The organism is Micromonospora sp. CNZ299, from assembly GCF_002754415.1.
This window is the reverse complement of the sequence record NZ_PEFG01000001.1, coordinates 4,755,767-4,770,017: the sequence shown is the minus strand read 5'-3', so window position 1 is coordinate 4,770,017 and position 14,251 is coordinate 4,755,767. Positions and strand designations below refer to the sequence as shown.

The following is a 14,251-nucleotide window of genomic DNA, read 5'->3' as shown; positions in this document are numbered from 1 at the left end:
GCCAGCATCGACATATGTTCTCAGTGGAGGAACGTGACCTGATCCGGCGGCGGTTGCTGCACCTGGCGGAACAGGACCCCGCTGTCGTTGCCGCCGCGATCACCGGCTCACACGCCACCCCACCAGCTACGCCAACGGCGCCCACCTACTGCCCGCCGACATCACCGGCCCGCTCGAAACGACCCTGGTCCGCTCCACTGATGAGACCGAGTTACGCCGCGCGCTCTCGGCTGCCGCAACGTCCCTGACCGCGGAACTCACTCGCACCGACCCGACCCTGGCCGAGCGACTACACCCGATTCTCACCGAGATCGCCGCGATCAGCCGACGGCCACCGGGCAGCAGGCCACACGCCCAGTTGCCGCAGAAACGCTGAGGCTCGGACGCCGCACGTCTCGCACGGTCGGCGGCACCGCCGATCGACCGGTCAGGATCCTGGTTGGGCTCCAGGCCCGGGCAACAGGTCGATGTCCGTAGCCCGCATGGGCTCTTCGCACTCCGAGCACCGCAGCTCCACGTGGCTGATCTTGCCGCAGGCGTGGTGGCGGTAGAGCACCGGCGGGCCGGCCTCGCCCGCCGTCCACCGGTCACCCCACCGCACCATCACCAGCAGCAGATCGCAGAGCTCCCTGCCCTTGTCGGTGAGCAGGTACTCGTGGCGGACCGGCCGGTCCGAATACTCACGCCGGGTCAGGACGCCCTGTTCGACCAGCCAGCTCAGCCGTTCGGCGAGCACCTTGCGGGACATGCCGAGGCCCCGCTGGAGCTGCTCGAAGCGGTGCGTGCCGGCGTAGACGTCCCGCAGGATCAGCGGAGACCACGGCTCACCGATGACGTCGAGGGTGCGGGCGATCGAGCACGCCATGGCGCCGAACTGCGTTCGTTGCATGACGCCACGATACGCAAAGGTGGTTCCTTCAAGGAACTGACTCTGTTAGCGTCACATCAGTCCATCTCCTTAAGGAACGGACTGGCCCTGTCCCCCTCTCCACACGCGTGTGGAAGCCGAAGGAAGGCCCGCATGAACCATCCGCCGATCGTGCCGACCAGGGACTGGCAGGACGCGGTAGACGCCCTGCGCGTACGCGAAAAGGCACTCACCCGCCAGCTCGACTCAGTGGCCGCGGCGCGTCGCCGGCTGCCGATGACGCCGGTCGAGCAGGACTACGTGTTCGAGGGCCCGTCCGGGCCTGCCAGTCTGAGCGACCTGTTCCAGGGCCGCCGCCAGCTCATCGTGTACACGTTCATGTGGCACGGCATCGACGCCGTCTGCTCCGGCTGCTCGATGTTCACCGACAACGTCGGACACCCGGCCCACCTCAACGCCCGTGACGTCACCCTCGCGTTGACGTCTCACGGCCCACTGGACGACCTGCTGGCGGTGCGGCGGCGAATGGGTTGGGACCTGCCCTGGTACTCGTCGCTGGACAACAGCTTCAACGCCGACATGGGCACCGGTGACGGATTCGCGCTGAACGTCTTCCTCCGCGCCGACGACCGGATCTTCCGCACCTACACCACCACCTCCCGCGGCGTGGAACGGCTCGGCAGCAACTGGACCTTCCTCGACCTGACGCCCTACGGCCGACAGGAGACCTGGGAGGACTCGCCGCAAGGCTGGCCGCAAACCCAGCCCTACCGGTGGTGGCGACTGCACGACGAGTACGACACGACCAGGGATCCGTCATGACGGTCGACACGCCAGTCGCTGAACTCCTCTTCCAGCAGGAGGATGCGACACCCTTCAACACCGACACGGCGACACTCAAGCCGTGGAGCCAGGCATTGGCCTGCCTGCGGGCGGCGCACAAGTGTTGGCTGTCCACTGTGGGACCGGATGGTCGGCCACACGCCGCGCCGGTGATGGTCGTGCTGGTCGACGGGGCGCCGTGCATTGCGAGCCGCCCGCACTCCCGCAAGAGTCGAAACCTGGCCGGCAACCCCCGCGCTGTCATCACTGTGAGCGGCGAAGACCTCGATCTGGTGGTGAGCGGTGAAGCTCACCAGGTGTCCGGCGGGACCGCACTGCGCCGGGTGGCCGCCGCCTTCGTCACAAAGTACGGCTGGACGTTCGACATCAGGGACGGCCGGGTCCACGACGAGAGTCTGCCCGGATCACCCGAGTACGCCTTCCACCAGGTCTCCCCGGTCCGGGCTTTCGGCTACGGCACGGACGGGCTCACCGCGACCCGCTGGCGGTTCAACCGCACCTGAGGTCACGCCGAGCCCGTCCGCCGCTGGTACGTCTAGGGCGACACTCCTCGACGTCGGGGCCGCCGGCCTGCGATCAGTGGGCGGGCTCGCCGAACCAGCGGGAGAGGTGTTGGTCCAGGCTCTGCTGATCGTCACCGACCCAGGCGACGTGACCGTCGGGGCGCAGCAGGACACAGGGGACGTCCAGCTCCGCGGTCGGATCCGTCAGGTGATCGACCCGGTCTGACCAGCCGCCGACGGTCAGGCGTTCGGTGCGGTCCAGCAGCAGGCCCCGGCCGCGATGCAACAGACCGTAGAGGTTGCCCTGTTTCACGGCGACGTCGCCCAGGCGGCGGCCGAGCAGATCGGGGCCTGCGCCGAAGTCGTACCGGATGCCGATCGCGGTGATCTTCTCGATCAGGTGGCGGTTCACCTCGTCGAAGTCCATCAGCTCGGTGAGCAGCCTGCGTACGGCCTGCGGGCCTGGTTCGGGGGACAGCAACTCCATCTGGGCTCGGGTGTTGTCCAGCACCTCCGCGGCGACCGGATGACGTTCGGCCTGGTACGTGTCCAGCAGAGCCTCCGGCGCCCAGCCCCGGATGTGCGCGGCCAGTTTCCAGCCGAGGTTGAAGGCGTCCTGAACGCCCAGGTTGAGGCCCTGTCCCCCGATGGGCGGATGGATGTGGGCGGCATCGCCGGCCAGGAGGACACGGCCGGCCCGGTATCGGTCGGCCAGCCGGGTGGCGTCCCCGAAGCGGGACAACCAGCGCGGGGAGTGCACGCCGAAATCGGTTCCGGCGATGGTGCGCAACTGTTGTTGGAAATCCTCGAGGGTGGGCGCCACCGCACGGTCGCTGACTCCCGCGGCGGGGACCACGACGCTGTAGACCCCGTTGCCTGCGGGCCGGAGCCAGAAGGGGTGATGGTTTTCGCGGATCGCGTTCACCGTGGCGGCGATCTCCTCCTGCGGCGCGCCCACCTCCATCTCGCCCATCAGCGTCTCGGTTCGGGCGGGCTCCCCGGGAAAGCCGACGCCGAGCAGTTTGCGCACGGTGCTGCGCCCGCCGTCACAGCCGACGAGATAGCGCGAGCGCAGTTGCTCCCCGTCGGTCAGCTCGACGGTCACACAGTGGTCGTCCTGCTCGATGCCGACGACCGCGCGACCACGCCGAACCTGCGCGCCCAGTTCGATCGCATGCTCTTCGAGCAGGCCGACGATGACTGGCTGCGGGATACCCAGCAGATAGGCGTACGCGGAATCCAGGTCTTTCGGTGCGGGTTTGGCGATGGCCGCGAAGAAGCCGGCGGCCGGCCGCTGCCTGCCGTGCGGGAGGACGCGATCCAGCAGGCCGCGCATGGCCAGCAGTTCGAGGCTGCGGACATGCAGACCGACGATACGGACGTACGACGCGGGCTCGGTTTCCTTCTCCACCACGAGGACCCGTACACCGTGCAGCCGCAGTTCGGCGGCCAGCATCGCACCGGTCGGCCCGCACCCGGCAATGATCACGTCGAAGATGAGGGGCGTGCGATCCGCACTGGTGGACGGCGACTCGACCCTGGTCTGAGACGCGGGCTCGGCGGTGAATTGTTGAGGGCGCATGGGTGTTGCCTTTCGGGAGGGCCTTGTTGGCGGGGCGCTCCCGGCGACACCTACGTCAATCGCCCGGTCGTGACGGGAAGGGGGAGCACCCACATCGCTTCATCGTTCATGGGTCTCACCTCCTCGGGCGGGTCACGTCACCTGCAAGCTACAAGCCCGACAATCGTCCCGCCAGCTCTTTTCAGTCATGGTCACGGGCCCACGCCTTCTCGGCTGTGCCAGGGCTTCCGCCGATGGACTCCTGGTAGACGTCGGCGTAGGTGCGCGAGGTAACCGGTAGTACCGAGTACGAGCGCGCGGCGCTCGCCCTGTCGCCGTCAACGGTCCTGCGGGCGGGTCAGCGATCGGTGGAGCCACTCGGCCATCAGCGCGCGTTCGGCGTCGGTGAGCCCTGGGAGGTCGGGCAGCACCGTCGCGAATGTCACCGCGACCGCTTTCGTGGCCGTGTCGGGTGTCGCCGGAGTTGTCGCCAGGATGCTGGTGAGCACAGCGTCGAGCATGGCCTCGCTCAGACCGGGGTCGCGCTGCTCCGGGGGCATTCCCAGCAGGGTGAGGATTGTTCCGTTGCCCGCAGAGTGGATCATCAAGAGTGCGCGCTGTTCGTCGACCCGCAGGAGGCCGGCTGCGGCGAGTCGCCGAACGCGGCGACGCAGCACGTCGAGGCCCGCGACCGTCGCCGGTGAGGGTGCGCCGCTCCCCCGCGTCGCGATCAACGCGTACAGCTCGGGGTTCGCCAGGCCGAAATCCACGTGCGTACGCCATCCGGCGCGCAGGTCCGCGACCGGGTCACCCGCCGCGACGTCCGCCGCGACCGACTTGCCGCTGACGTAGGTGGCCATGACGTGTTCGGCGACGGCGTCGATGAGGCCGTCCTTGTCGCCGAACAGGCGGTAGATGGTCGGGGCCTGCACTCCTGCGGCCTGGGCGACGGCGCGCGTCGTCACCGCGTTCGCGCCCTTCGCGCGCAGCAGTTGGGTGGCTGCCGCGACGATGCCGGAACGGACGTCGTCGCGAGATGCCGTGTCCTGCGTCGTCACCATGAACCGATGCTAACAGCCCCTTGTTATCTGTGAAATATCAGTGTTAACGTCGGGCTCGAATCACCGATAACAAGGAGCGTTCATCATGTTGGTCGTCACCGGTGCCACTGGTCAGCTCGGATCCCAGATCGTCGACCTGCTCCTCGACCGGCTGCCACCCGAGGCCGTGGGTGTGAGCGTGCGCGACGTCGACAAGGCCGCGGGCCTCGCCGAGCGCGGCGTTCGGGTCCGTGCCGGAGACTTCACCGACCCAGCCACGCTGGAGCACGCCTTCGAGGGTGCCGAGAAGGTCCTCATCGTGTCCGCCGCCATTCGCGGCGCCGGTGCGCTCGTCGCAAACCGCGCCGCCGTCGACGCCGCCCGGGCCGCGGGAGGCAAACGAATCCTGTACACCAGCCACCAGGCGGCCTCCAGGGACTCGCTGTTCGCCCCCCAGCCCACGCACGCCGCAGCTGAGGAACACCTGGCCGGCCTGGGGGTTCCCTTCACCGCTCTGCGCAACGGGTTCTACGCGAGCACGCTCAGCTACTCCATCGGTGCGGCGCTGGAGACCGGGCAACTCGTGGCGCCGGCGGACGGGCCGGTGTCCTGGACCGCGCATTCCGACCTGGCCGAGGCCGCAGCCATCGCAATGGTCGAGGAGGGCCTGCTCGATGGCGTCACGCCCGCGCTGACCGCTGCGGAGGCGCTCGACCTCGAAGCGGTGGCCGGGATCCTCACCGGGATCACGGGCCGCGCCATCACCCGAGTGGTCCTCGGCGACGACGAGTGGAAGGCCGATGCCGTCGCGCATGGCATGCCCGCGGCAGCCGCCGAATTCACCCTGGGCATGTACCGCGCAGCGCGACGGGGAGAGTTCGCCGTCACCGACCCGACGCTGGAAACCCTCATCGGTCGTCGACCGACGTCCGTCCGTTCGGTGCTCGAGGCCATCGTCTCCCCACGGTGATGCGTGCTGACGAGCACCGGGCCTGCGAGCCGCTGAGTTGACCCTCGACCGGGTCGAGGCCCGACCATCGGCGACATGGACAACCAGCCGACACCCGACCCGATCATGACCCGCATCGGTGCGGCGGTGCAGCTCGGCCGATCAGGGCAGAAGGCTCTCGCCCGGGACGCCCTCACCGCGCTGTGGGACGAGATCGGCCCCTCCGGCGACGCCTTCCACCGCTGCACCCTCGCCCACTATCTCGCCGACCTCCAGGACACCACCGAAGCGGAACTGGTCTGGGACGAGCGGGCCCTGGCCGCCGTGTCCGACCTGACCGACGAACGCGCCCAGCGTTACCTGTCCTCGCTCCAGGTCCAGGCGTTCCTGCCGTCGCTGTACCTGAATCTGGCCGACTGCCACCGGCGCCTGGGCAACCCCGCCCAGGCCCGGGAGCACCTGGCCCGGGCCGGCGAACACCTGGTGCACCTGTCCGACGACCCGTACGGCGAGGCCATCCGCGCCGCCATCCGCGAGTTCGCCGCGGACGACCCGAGCGACGCCCGGCGGTGACGGTCGGCGGGGCCTGACGGGCGATCTGTAGGTTGTCTTCTTGACGGGCGGCTGAGGTGTAGCTAAGTTTCAGCCACCCGGACTGAGAGGCGTCTATGCAGACCCGACTCGTTACCGCGACCGCCTGGGCGGCCACACTGGTGGCCACCCTCGCTTCCCTCCCTGCCCAGGCCGCCACGCCGACGCGCCCGCCGAATGCCGAGCACGGCTGGGTGACGTCCACGCTGCGACACATGAGCCTGGAGCAGAAGGTCGGCCAACTCTTCGCCACCTACGTCTACGGCGGCGACGCCGTGAACCCGAGCGCCGCCGACCGGGCCGCGAACCTCGCCGCCTTCGGTGTGGAGACCCCGGCCCAGGTGGTCGAGCGGTACGACCTGGGCGGCGTCTGCTACTTCTCCTGGTCGCACAACCTGGACAGTCCCCGGCAGATCGCGACCCTCTCCAACGGACTCCAGCGGGCCGCCCTCGGCGACGGGGCGAAGGGCAGGGTGCCGCTGCTCATCTCCACCGACCAGGAGCAGGGCGCGGTGGTGCGAATGCCCTCCCCCGCCGCCCAGTTCCCCGGGTCGATGGCGCTGGGTGCGGGGCGGTCGGCCCAGGCCGCCCGGACGGCGGCGGAGGTCACCGGACGCGAGCTGCGCGCCGTCGGCATCCGACAGCCGTACGCGCCGATCGCCGACGTCAACGTCAACCCGGGCAACCCGGTGATCGGGGTGCGGTCCTTCGGCGCCGACCCCACCCTCGTGGCCGACCTCACCGCCGCCCAGGTCACCGGTTTCCAGGACCGGGCCGGGGTGACCGCCGCGGCGAAGCACTTCCCCGGTCACGGCGACACGGCCACCGACAGCCACACCGGTCTCCCGGTGATCAACCACAGCCGCGCCGAGTGGGATCGGATCGACGCGCCGCCGTTCAGGAGGGCGATCCGCGCCGGTGTCGACACGATCATGACCGCGCACATCGTGATCCCGGCGCTCGACCCGTCCGGCGACCCCGCGACCTTGTCGCCCACGATCCTCACCGGCGTGCTGCGTGGCGAGCTCGGTTTCCGGGGCGTCATCGTCACCGACGCGCTCAACATGGCTGGCGTACGGGCGAAGTACGGTGACGATCGGGTGCCCGTCCTGGCGCTCAAGGCCGGCGCCGACCAGCTCCTGATGCCGCCGGACCTCGCGCTGGCGCGGGACGCGGTGCTGCGGGCCGTCGCCACCGGCGAGCTCACCGAGCGTCGGATCGACGAGTCGGTCCGACGCATCCTCGGCGTGAAGTATCGCCAGGGGCTGGCCCGCTCCCCGGTGGTCGACGTGGAGAAGGCCGTGCGGACCGTCGGCTCTCCGGAGCACCTCGCCGCCGTCACCCGGGTCACCGACCCCACGCTCACCGCCGTCCGCAACGACGCCGGAGTGCTGCCCCTGCCCCACGCCGACCGGTCGGTCCTGATCACCGGCTGGGACAGCGCTGCCTTCGCCCCGGTCGCGACGGTCGCCGCCGGATTCACCGCGCGTGGTGCCCGAGCCACCGCGCGACCGGCGACCCTGCCCTCCGACGCGACGATCGCCGCCACGGCGAGCCAGGCCGCCGAGCACGACCTCACCGTCGTGCTCGTGAACAAGGCGTGGGACACCGCCGTCACCGACCCGCGAGCCACCCAGCAGCGCCTGGTCGCGGCGCTGCTGAGCACCGGGAAACCCGTGGTCGTCGCGGCCGTCCGCGACCCGTACGACATCGCTTACCTGCCGGGTGTCACCACCTACCTGGCGACGTACTCGTACACCCGCGCGGCGATGGACGCCCTCGTCCGCGCGCTGCACGGCGAGTTGTCCCCGAGCGGACGGCTGCCGGTCACGATCCCCACGGCCGAGGGGGCGGGCTCCGTGCTCTACCCCTACGGCCACGGCCTGAGCTGGTAGGAGGCAAGCATGCAGCGGAGGAATCTCCTCATCGGCGCGGTCGGCGCGGGCGCGCTGGGGGCGGGGACGCTCGGCGCAGGACCGGCGTCGGCCGGCCCTCGTGCCCGCCGGGTTCGCACCGGCCTCGACGAGCTGGTGTCGTCCGGGTTCGCCGAACTCACCGGTCAGCGTGTGGGCGTCGTGTCCAACCCGACCGGGGTCGACGCGTCCTACCGGCACCTCGTCGACCTGATGCACGGCTCCGGTCGGGTGCGACTGGTCGCGGCGTTCGGCCCCGAGCACGGCTTCCGCGGCTCCGCCCAGGCCGGCGGCAGCGAGGGAACCGGCGTCGACGCACGCACCGGCATACCGGTGTACGACGCGTACGGCGCCTCGCAGGCCCGGTGGGAGGCCATGTTCACCGAGGCCGGGGTGGACACGGTGGTCTTCGACATCCAGGACGTCGGAGTCCGCTTCTACACCTACATCTGGACGATGTACACCTCGATGGTCGCCGCGGCCCGGGTCGGTAAACGCTACGTCGTGCTGGACCGGCCCAACCCGATCGGCGGGCGGGCCTACGGGCCGTTGATGACCAGCCCGTACACCTCGGGAGTGGGCCTGAAGGAGATCATCCAGCAGCACGGGATGACCGTCGGGGAGCTGGCCCGGTTCTTCAACGCCACGTTCCTGCCGGCCGAGGCGGGACGACCGGTCGACCTGCACGTGGTCCGCTGCCGGCACTGGAGGCGCGACGCCCTCGCCGCCGACACCGGCGTGCCCTGGGTGATGCCCAGCCCGAACATGCCCACCCCGGACACCGCTCTGGTCTACCCGGGCACCGGGCTGTTCGAGGGCGTCGCGTCGATCACCGAAGGGCGCGGCACCTGCCGCCCGTTCGAGCTGATCGGCGGGCTGGCGACGGACTTCGACCACCACTGGGGTGACCGGCTCAACGCCCGGAACCTGCCCGGGGTCGAGTTCCGCGAGGCGTACTTCTCGCCGACCTCGGCCGGGCAGAAGCCGGACCTGCTCAACAAGCTCTGCGCCGGCGTCGAGGTCAAGGTCGTCGACCCGGCGGTGTACGACCCGATCCGCACCGGCGTGGCCATGCTTGTGGAGGCGCACAAGTACCCGGCGTTCGCCTGGCGACGCGACTCGTGGGACACCGTGCGCCCGTACTGGATCGACAAGCTCACCGGATCGCCGCGACTGCGGACCCAGATCGACGCCGGAGCTGACGTGGACGACGTCGTCGGCGCCTGGGCCGAGGAGTTGGCCACCTTCAACCGGCAACGCCGGCCCTACCTGCTCTACTGAGGAGCGCGGTCATGACCAGGTCGACTCGTCGTCCGCTCCGCTCACTCGCGCTCGGTCTGGCTCTGGTGACCCTGGGCACGGCGCTGCCCGCCACCGGGGCGGCCGCCGCGACACCGTCGTCCGGTCCGCCGACCGTCACCCCCGCCGACATCCAGTTCCGCCACGACACGTTGCGGCGTGGCAGCGCCCGCCAGGTCGGACTGCTCCCCGACCAGGTGGATCGCATGCCCGCCGACCTGGCGGCGTACCTGCAGCCGACCCAGGACCACCCCGGCTACCCGGCGTACGCCGGCGCGGTGGTCCTGGCCGCCAAGGACGGCGTGATCGTCCAGCACGCCGCCGTGGGCAGCGCGGTGAAGTACTCGGCGGTGGGGCCACCGCCCGACCTGGTCGGTGTGGAACTCCCCGCCGACCAGCAGATCCCGACCCGGCGCGACACCATCTTCGATCTGGCGTCGGTGTCGAAACTGTTCACCACGATCGTCGCCATGCAGCAGGTGGAGCGGAGACGGGTGGAGCTGGACACGCCGGTCGCCCGGTACGTGCCGGAGTTCGCCGCCGGCGGCAAGGCGACGGTGACCGTGCGGATGCTGCTCACCCACACATCGGGTCTGCCCGCGTTCACACCTCTGTGGAGCAGGTACCCGACACCGGCCGAGCGGTTCGCCGCCGCGCTCGCCACGCCGCTGGCCACCGGGGCGATGCCCGGTGGCCAGTACGTCTACTCCGACCTGGGGCTCATCGCGCTGGGAGTCCTGCTGGAGCGGGTGACTGGTCGGCCGCTGGCCGACCTCGTCCGCGACGGCGTGACCGGGCCGCTGGGCATGACCGACACCGGCTACAACCCCGGCCCGCAGCGGCGGTCGCGGATCGCCGCGACCGAATACCAGCCGTACGCGGGACGGGGCATGGTGTGGGGTGAGGTCCACGACGAGAACGCGTGGTCGCTCGGCGGGGTGGCCGGGCACGCCGGGGTCTTCTCCACGGCCGCGGACCTGGCCGTGCTCTGCCAGTCACTGCTCAACGGCGGCGAATACCGCGGCCGGCGGATCCTGCGCTCGGAAACGGTGCGCACGATGCTGGTCAACTACAACGCGCCGCTGGAGTCGGCCTACCCGGAGAGCGACCGCGGGCTCGGTTTCGAGCTGAACAAGCACTGGTACATGATGGGGCTCTCCTCTCCGGTGGCCTTCGGGCACACCGGCTTCACCGGCACGTCGATCGTCATCGACCCGCTATCCCACTCGTTCGTCGTCATGCTCAGCAACCGGGTGCACCCGGACCGGGGCTGGGGCAGCAACAACGTCGCCCGACGGGCCGTCGCGCGTGACCTCGCGGAGGCGTTGCCGGTGCGGCCGCGCTCGGCCAGCGCCTGGCGTGCCGACCCACGCGACTCGGCGACGAGCACGCTCACGGCGCCGCTGCGTCGGCCCGGCCGTGGCGGCACGGCGAGCTTCCTGCTCTGGTACGACACCGAGCCCCGCTTCGACAGCGCGCGATTCGCGGTCTCCACCGATGGTGGTCTGACCTGGGTGCCGGCGACGATGCAACTCCGCGACGCCGCCCGCCGGTGGAGCGCCGACGGCACGGTCACCGGCTACGGGGGTCGCGTGTGGTGGCAGGTCACGGTGGCGCTGCCCGATCAGGCCACCCACCTGCGGTTCAGCAGCAGCACAGACGGCTCCGGGCAGGGACGTGGCGTCTACGTCGACCGGGTCGTGGCAGCGGACCGGCACGGCGTCCTCTTCTCGGGCGAGGGTCCCGACGCCTCCCGGTTCGTCGCCGACGGGTGGTCACCGGCGCGGAGTTGAGGGCGGCGATGGCCTGGATCGGCTGCCGCAGCAGCGGGTTGCCAAGATCACGCCGGCACTGCTCCAGGCGCTTGGCGCGGATGAGCTCGGCAACCGTCGTCGCCTCCGCCTCGAACAGGCGGTGCAGCGACCGCGGCGAGATGTGGTGGGCAGCGGCGACGCTGCGAGGGCTGAGCTCGTCACTGTCGAGGTGGCGGTCGATGAAATCGACGACCCGGGCCCGCAGTGCGGTCTGCCGCGCCTCCGGTGACAGGGTGTCCTCGATGTCGAGGTACTGAGCGAGCGCGGCAGTGAGCAGGTCCACCGCCACCCCGCCCAGGATCTCGGCCTGGGCGGGCTCGAACTGCTCCGGGTGCGCCGCGATGCTGCGCAGGTGGTGGGCCAACAGTCCGCCCACGCCGAGATGCGACGGCATCGGCGTGGCCAGCAGGCGGCGGAGACGGTCCGGTGCCAGGGGCAGCGCCGCGTGCGGTATCTGCACGGTGATCGTGGTGGCCAGACCGGGGCCGTCCGCGCGGTGCCGGGCGACGTGCGGTCGCGCGGTGTCCAAGAGCGTGAAATGGTTCGCGGCTTCCAGCGTGGACTCGGTGCGGTCCTGGATCAGGGTGCTGTGACCCGTCAGTGGTAGCGCGAGTTGATACACGTCCCCCTCGGCTCTGCGGACCAGTGTCGTGGGTCGGATCGAGTCCAGCGACGGATAGCGCAGCGAGGTCATCCGAATGCGACCGAGATCGATGGCCTGCGCGTACGCGACGAAGTTGTCCAGGTGACCGCTGCTGATGTGCGCGGGCGCCGTCTCCTGGGCGACCAGGGCATACCAGAAGGCGAACCTGTCCGCCGGAGGCACCACGGTCGTGTCCACCACCAGGTTGGGCAACATTCCGTTCACCTCCCCCCACATGCGAGGATGGATTCTTGCATGCCTCGACGCCCTTTACCCATGACCGGATTCCCGCGCCCGGTGCTGCCCGGTGGGTTGGCGAATGTCGGCGGTGACCGGCGCCGACCTGCGCGAGGCGGCCGAGGAGATGACCCGGGTGCTGCTGCCACACCGGGATCGCGACTGGTCGGTGCCCGCCGGCTCGCTGAGCTGGAGCTGCTGGACCACCGCGGCGCACGTCGCGCACGACCTTCTCGCGTACGCGGGCCAGGTCACCGGCCGCCCGGATGACGGCTATCTGCCGTACGACCTGCGGGTCTCCCCCGACGCGAGCCCGACGCAGGTGCTCACCGTGGTGCGGGCCTGCGCCGGTCTGCTCGCCGCCGCCGTCGACGCCGCCCCGCCGGACGCGCGGGCCTGGCACTTCGGTCCGTGCGATCCGGCCGGTTTCGCCGCCATGGGCGTGGCCGAGACCGTGCTGCACACCCACGACGTCACCCTCGGTCTCGGTGTGCGGTGGCAGCCGCCGCAGCGGCTGAGCGCGCTGGTGCTGCGGCGACTCTTCCCGGACGCCCCGGCCGGGGCGGCGCCCGAGGTGCTGCTCTGGATGACCGGCCGCGGCGAGTTGCCCGGCCGGGCCCGGCGTACCTCCTGGGTCTGGCGCGCCGCAGTCGACTGACTCGCACCATCGTCGAGGGGTGGGTGGTGGCCTGTCAGGGCGACCACTAGCCGGCGTCGAGTGTGTGGCGGTGACCGTCGAGTGGGAAGGGCGGCCGGGCCGGCAGGATCTCCTGGAACACGAAGCCGCACTTCTGCGCCACCCGGCAGGACGCGACGTTGTCCACCTGGTGCAGCAGGTCGAGACGCGTCACCTCGGGGAACCGGTCGAACGCCCAGCGGCTCAGCGCGGTGACCGCGCGAGGGGCGACGCCGCGGCCGCGTGCCCACGACGCCGTCCAGTAGCCGACCTCCGGAGCCGGGCGCTGCGGCGTGACCCCCTTGAGCACCACGTTGCCCACCAGCCGGGGGCCGTCGGTCTGCTCTTCGAGGACGGCGAAGGTGTACCGCCGGCCGTCGGCCCAGTCCCGCTGTGCGCCGTCCAGCCACCGCCGGGCCTCGGCGGCGGTGGTCACCGGAGCTCTGGTCCAGCGGCGCAGGATCGGATCCCGGTACGCCCGCACCAGCTCATCCAGGTCGTCGGCGCACCAGGGACGCAGCGCGACTCCCGGCGTCGAGGGCGTGTCGGGTGACCGCGATTCGATCAGCATCGGCACAGTCTGCCGTGGTCGTGGCCGGGGGTCAGCCCCGTCGGCGCCACCGCCGCCACCAGCTGCGGCGGGGTCGACGCGACGGTGTCGGAACGGTCGCCGGTTCGGTGGCGGTCGAGGTGACCTTGGGGCGGGCCCGTTCGGCGCGCCAGCGGCGGACCACGTCCTCGGTGTTCACCGGGCGCACCGCGACCCGGGGGCCGTCGTCGGGGAAGCGCAGCCACGCCACGATCTGCGCGTTCAACTGCCCCACGAAGTCGCGGACGGACTGCTCGGTGGGCAGGTCACGGACCTCTTCGGGGACCTGCTCGATGCGTCGGCGCAGTTGCAGCGACGTGGGCAGGAGCAGGTCACTGGGGAGTGCCTCGCGCTCCAGGAAGCTTTTGATCCACCACGCCTCGTCGTACGGCGCCCCCCGACCGGGGATCGGCTTGCCCATGCCGGGCAGGTCGTCGAACTCGCCGCGCTGAACGGCATCCTGGATCTTCGCCTCCACTGACGCTTCCCACGCCTCGGTCACCGTGCGGCACCTCCCTGGCCACCGTAACGCGCCGCCTCCGGCCGGCGACACGCACTTGCCAGGGGTCAGCGCGCCCGCCACGGTGCGCATTCCCGCCGACGGTGCTGGCGTTGCGCCGAACGCGGGTGGATCACCCCGGATCGCAGGCCACGGCCTGCCAGGTGGCCCTGGGTTGGGATGTTCATCCCGATTACGGTCGGTGTGGGGATTACCGAACGGGGGA

13 protein-coding genes and 1 pseudogene are annotated in these 14,251 nt (G+C 70.7%); 8 read left to right on the top strand and 6 right to left on the bottom strand.

Annotated features, from left to right (window positions below; all coding sequences use genetic code 11):
• Positions 1-427: 427 nt before the first annotated feature.
• Positions 428-889 carry a winged helix-turn-helix transcriptional regulator gene (locus tag CLT68_RS21720; RefSeq protein WP_099853503.1) on the bottom strand — a complete coding sequence of 154 codons (462 nt, stop codon included), beginning with the start codon at positions 887-889 and terminating at the stop codon, positions 428-430.
• Between the two features lie 132 nt (positions 890-1,021).
• Here CLT68_RS21720 and CLT68_RS21715 point away from each other — a divergent pair, with 132 nt between their 5' ends.
• Positions 1,022-1,690, top strand: coding sequence for a DUF899 domain-containing protein (locus tag CLT68_RS21715; protein WP_099853501.1), 669 nt, complete (start codon positions 1,022-1,024; stop codon positions 1,688-1,690).
• Entirely contained in the window at positions 1,687-2,214 is a 528-nt protein-coding gene (locus CLT68_RS21710) for a pyridoxamine 5'-phosphate oxidase family protein (protein WP_099853499.1), read from the top strand. The genes CLT68_RS21715 and CLT68_RS21710 overlap by 4 nt, the downstream gene beginning before the upstream one ends.
• A 73-nt stretch (positions 2,215-2,287) precedes the next feature.
• Here CLT68_RS21710 and rox read toward each other — a convergent pair whose 3' ends face one another.
• Both rox and CLT68_RS21700 read right to left on the bottom strand, forming a co-directional pair.
• The gene (gene rox / locus CLT68_RS21705) at positions 2,288-3,712 is read right to left on the bottom strand and encodes a rifampin monooxygenase (protein WP_199177254.1); all 1,425 of its coding nucleotides are present in this window, start codon (positions 3,710-3,712) and stop codon (positions 2,288-2,290) included.
• 401 nt (positions 3,713-4,113) lie between these two features.
• Positions 4,114-4,836: a TetR/AcrR family transcriptional regulator gene (locus tag CLT68_RS21700; protein ID WP_099853495.1), complete on the bottom strand. Its 723-nt coding sequence runs from the start codon at positions 4,834-4,836 to the stop codon at positions 4,114-4,116.
• Between the two features lie 85 nt (positions 4,837-4,921).
• Here CLT68_RS21700 and CLT68_RS21695 point away from each other — a divergent pair, with 85 nt between their 5' ends.
• From CLT68_RS21695 to CLT68_RS33900, 5 genes are all read left to right on the top strand, one after another.
• On the top strand, positions 4,922-5,785 hold the full coding sequence (locus tag CLT68_RS21695; RefSeq protein WP_099853493.1) for an NAD(P)H-binding protein: 864 nt from the start codon (positions 4,922-4,924) through the stop codon (positions 5,783-5,785).
• Between the two features lie 75 nt (positions 5,786-5,860).
• Positions 5,861-6,337 (top strand): hypothetical protein, encoded by a 477-nt coding sequence (locus CLT68_RS21690; RefSeq protein ID WP_099853491.1) that lies wholly within the window; start codon positions 5,861-5,863, stop codon positions 6,335-6,337.
• 95 nt (positions 6,338-6,432) lie between these two features.
• Entirely contained in the window at positions 6,433-8,250 is a 1,818-nt protein-coding gene (locus CLT68_RS21685; RefSeq protein ID WP_099853489.1) for a glycoside hydrolase family 3 protein, read from the top strand.
• Between the two features lie 9 nt (positions 8,251-8,259).
• Positions 8,260-9,549 (top strand): DUF1343 domain-containing protein, encoded by a 1,290-nt coding sequence (locus CLT68_RS21680; RefSeq protein ID WP_099853487.1) that lies wholly within the window; start codon positions 8,260-8,262, stop codon positions 9,547-9,549.
• A gap of 11 nt (positions 9,550-9,560) precedes the next feature.
• Positions 9,561-11,360: a serine hydrolase gene (locus CLT68_RS33900; protein WP_099853485.1), complete on the top strand. Its 1,800-nt coding sequence runs from the start codon at positions 9,561-9,563 to the stop codon at positions 11,358-11,360.
• 292 nt (positions 11,361-11,652) lie between these two features.
• Here CLT68_RS33900 and CLT68_RS33895 read toward each other — a convergent pair.
• A pseudogene (locus tag CLT68_RS33895) lies at positions 11,653-12,240 on the bottom strand (cupin domain-containing protein); the annotation flags it as partial.
• Between the two features lie 103 nt (positions 12,241-12,343).
• On the opposite strand from CLT68_RS33895, the gene CLT68_RS21665 reads away from it, so the two are divergent.
• Positions 12,344-12,919, top strand: a complete 576-nt coding sequence (locus CLT68_RS21665; RefSeq protein ID WP_199177110.1) for a maleylpyruvate isomerase N-terminal domain-containing protein — start codon at positions 12,344-12,346, stop codon at positions 12,917-12,919.
• A gap of 46 nt (positions 12,920-12,965) precedes the next feature.
• Here the strand turns inward: CLT68_RS21665 and CLT68_RS21660 are convergent, their stop codons facing one another.
• Both CLT68_RS21660 and CLT68_RS21655 read right to left on the bottom strand, forming a co-directional pair.
• Entirely contained in the window at positions 12,966-13,508 is a 543-nt protein-coding gene (locus CLT68_RS21660; protein WP_099853481.1) for a GNAT family N-acetyltransferase, read from the bottom strand.
• A 31-nt stretch (positions 13,509-13,539) separates the two neighbouring features.
• Positions 13,540-14,028, bottom strand: coding sequence for a DnaJ family domain-containing protein (locus CLT68_RS21655; RefSeq protein WP_099853479.1), 489 nt, complete (start codon positions 14,026-14,028; stop codon positions 13,540-13,542).
• Positions 14,029-14,251 lie beyond the last annotated feature (223 nt).

Excerpts from the sequence above, each read along its gene's own strand:
- CLT68_RS21720 (WP_099853503.1), bottom strand. The coding sequence starts at position 889 with ATGCAACGAACGCAGTTCGGCGCCATGGCGTGCTCGATCGCCCGCACC.
- CLT68_RS21680 (WP_099853487.1), top strand. The coding sequence starts at position 8,260 with ATGCAGCGGAGGAATCTCCTCATCGGCGCGGTCGGCGCGGGCGCGCTG.
- CLT68_RS21695 (WP_099853493.1), top strand. The coding sequence starts at position 4,922 with ATGTTGGTCGTCACCGGTGCCACTGGTCAGCTCGGATCCCAGATCGTC.
- CLT68_RS21660 (WP_099853481.1), bottom strand. The coding sequence starts at position 13,508 with ATGCTGATCGAATCGCGGTCACCCGACACGCCCTCGACGCCGGGAGTC.
- CLT68_RS21665 (WP_199177110.1), top strand. The coding sequence starts at position 12,344 with ATGTCGGCGGTGACCGGCGCCGACCTGCGCGAGGCGGCCGAGGAGATG.
- CLT68_RS21715 (WP_099853501.1), top strand. The coding sequence starts at position 1,022 with ATGAACCATCCGCCGATCGTGCCGACCAGGGACTGGCAGGACGCGGTA.
- CLT68_RS21700 (WP_099853495.1), bottom strand. The coding sequence starts at position 4,836 with ATGGTGACGACGCAGGACACGGCATCTCGCGACGACGTCCGTTCCGGC.
- CLT68_RS21690 (WP_099853491.1), top strand. The coding sequence starts at position 5,861 with ATGGACAACCAGCCGACACCCGACCCGATCATGACCCGCATCGGTGCG.
- CLT68_RS21710 (WP_099853499.1), top strand. The coding sequence starts at position 1,687 with ATGACGGTCGACACGCCAGTCGCTGAACTCCTCTTCCAGCAGGAGGAT.
- CLT68_RS33900 (WP_099853485.1), top strand. The coding sequence starts at position 9,561 with ATGACCAGGTCGACTCGTCGTCCGCTCCGCTCACTCGCGCTCGGTCTG.
- CLT68_RS21685 (WP_099853489.1), top strand. The coding sequence starts at position 6,433 with ATGCAGACCCGACTCGTTACCGCGACCGCCTGGGCGGCCACACTGGTG.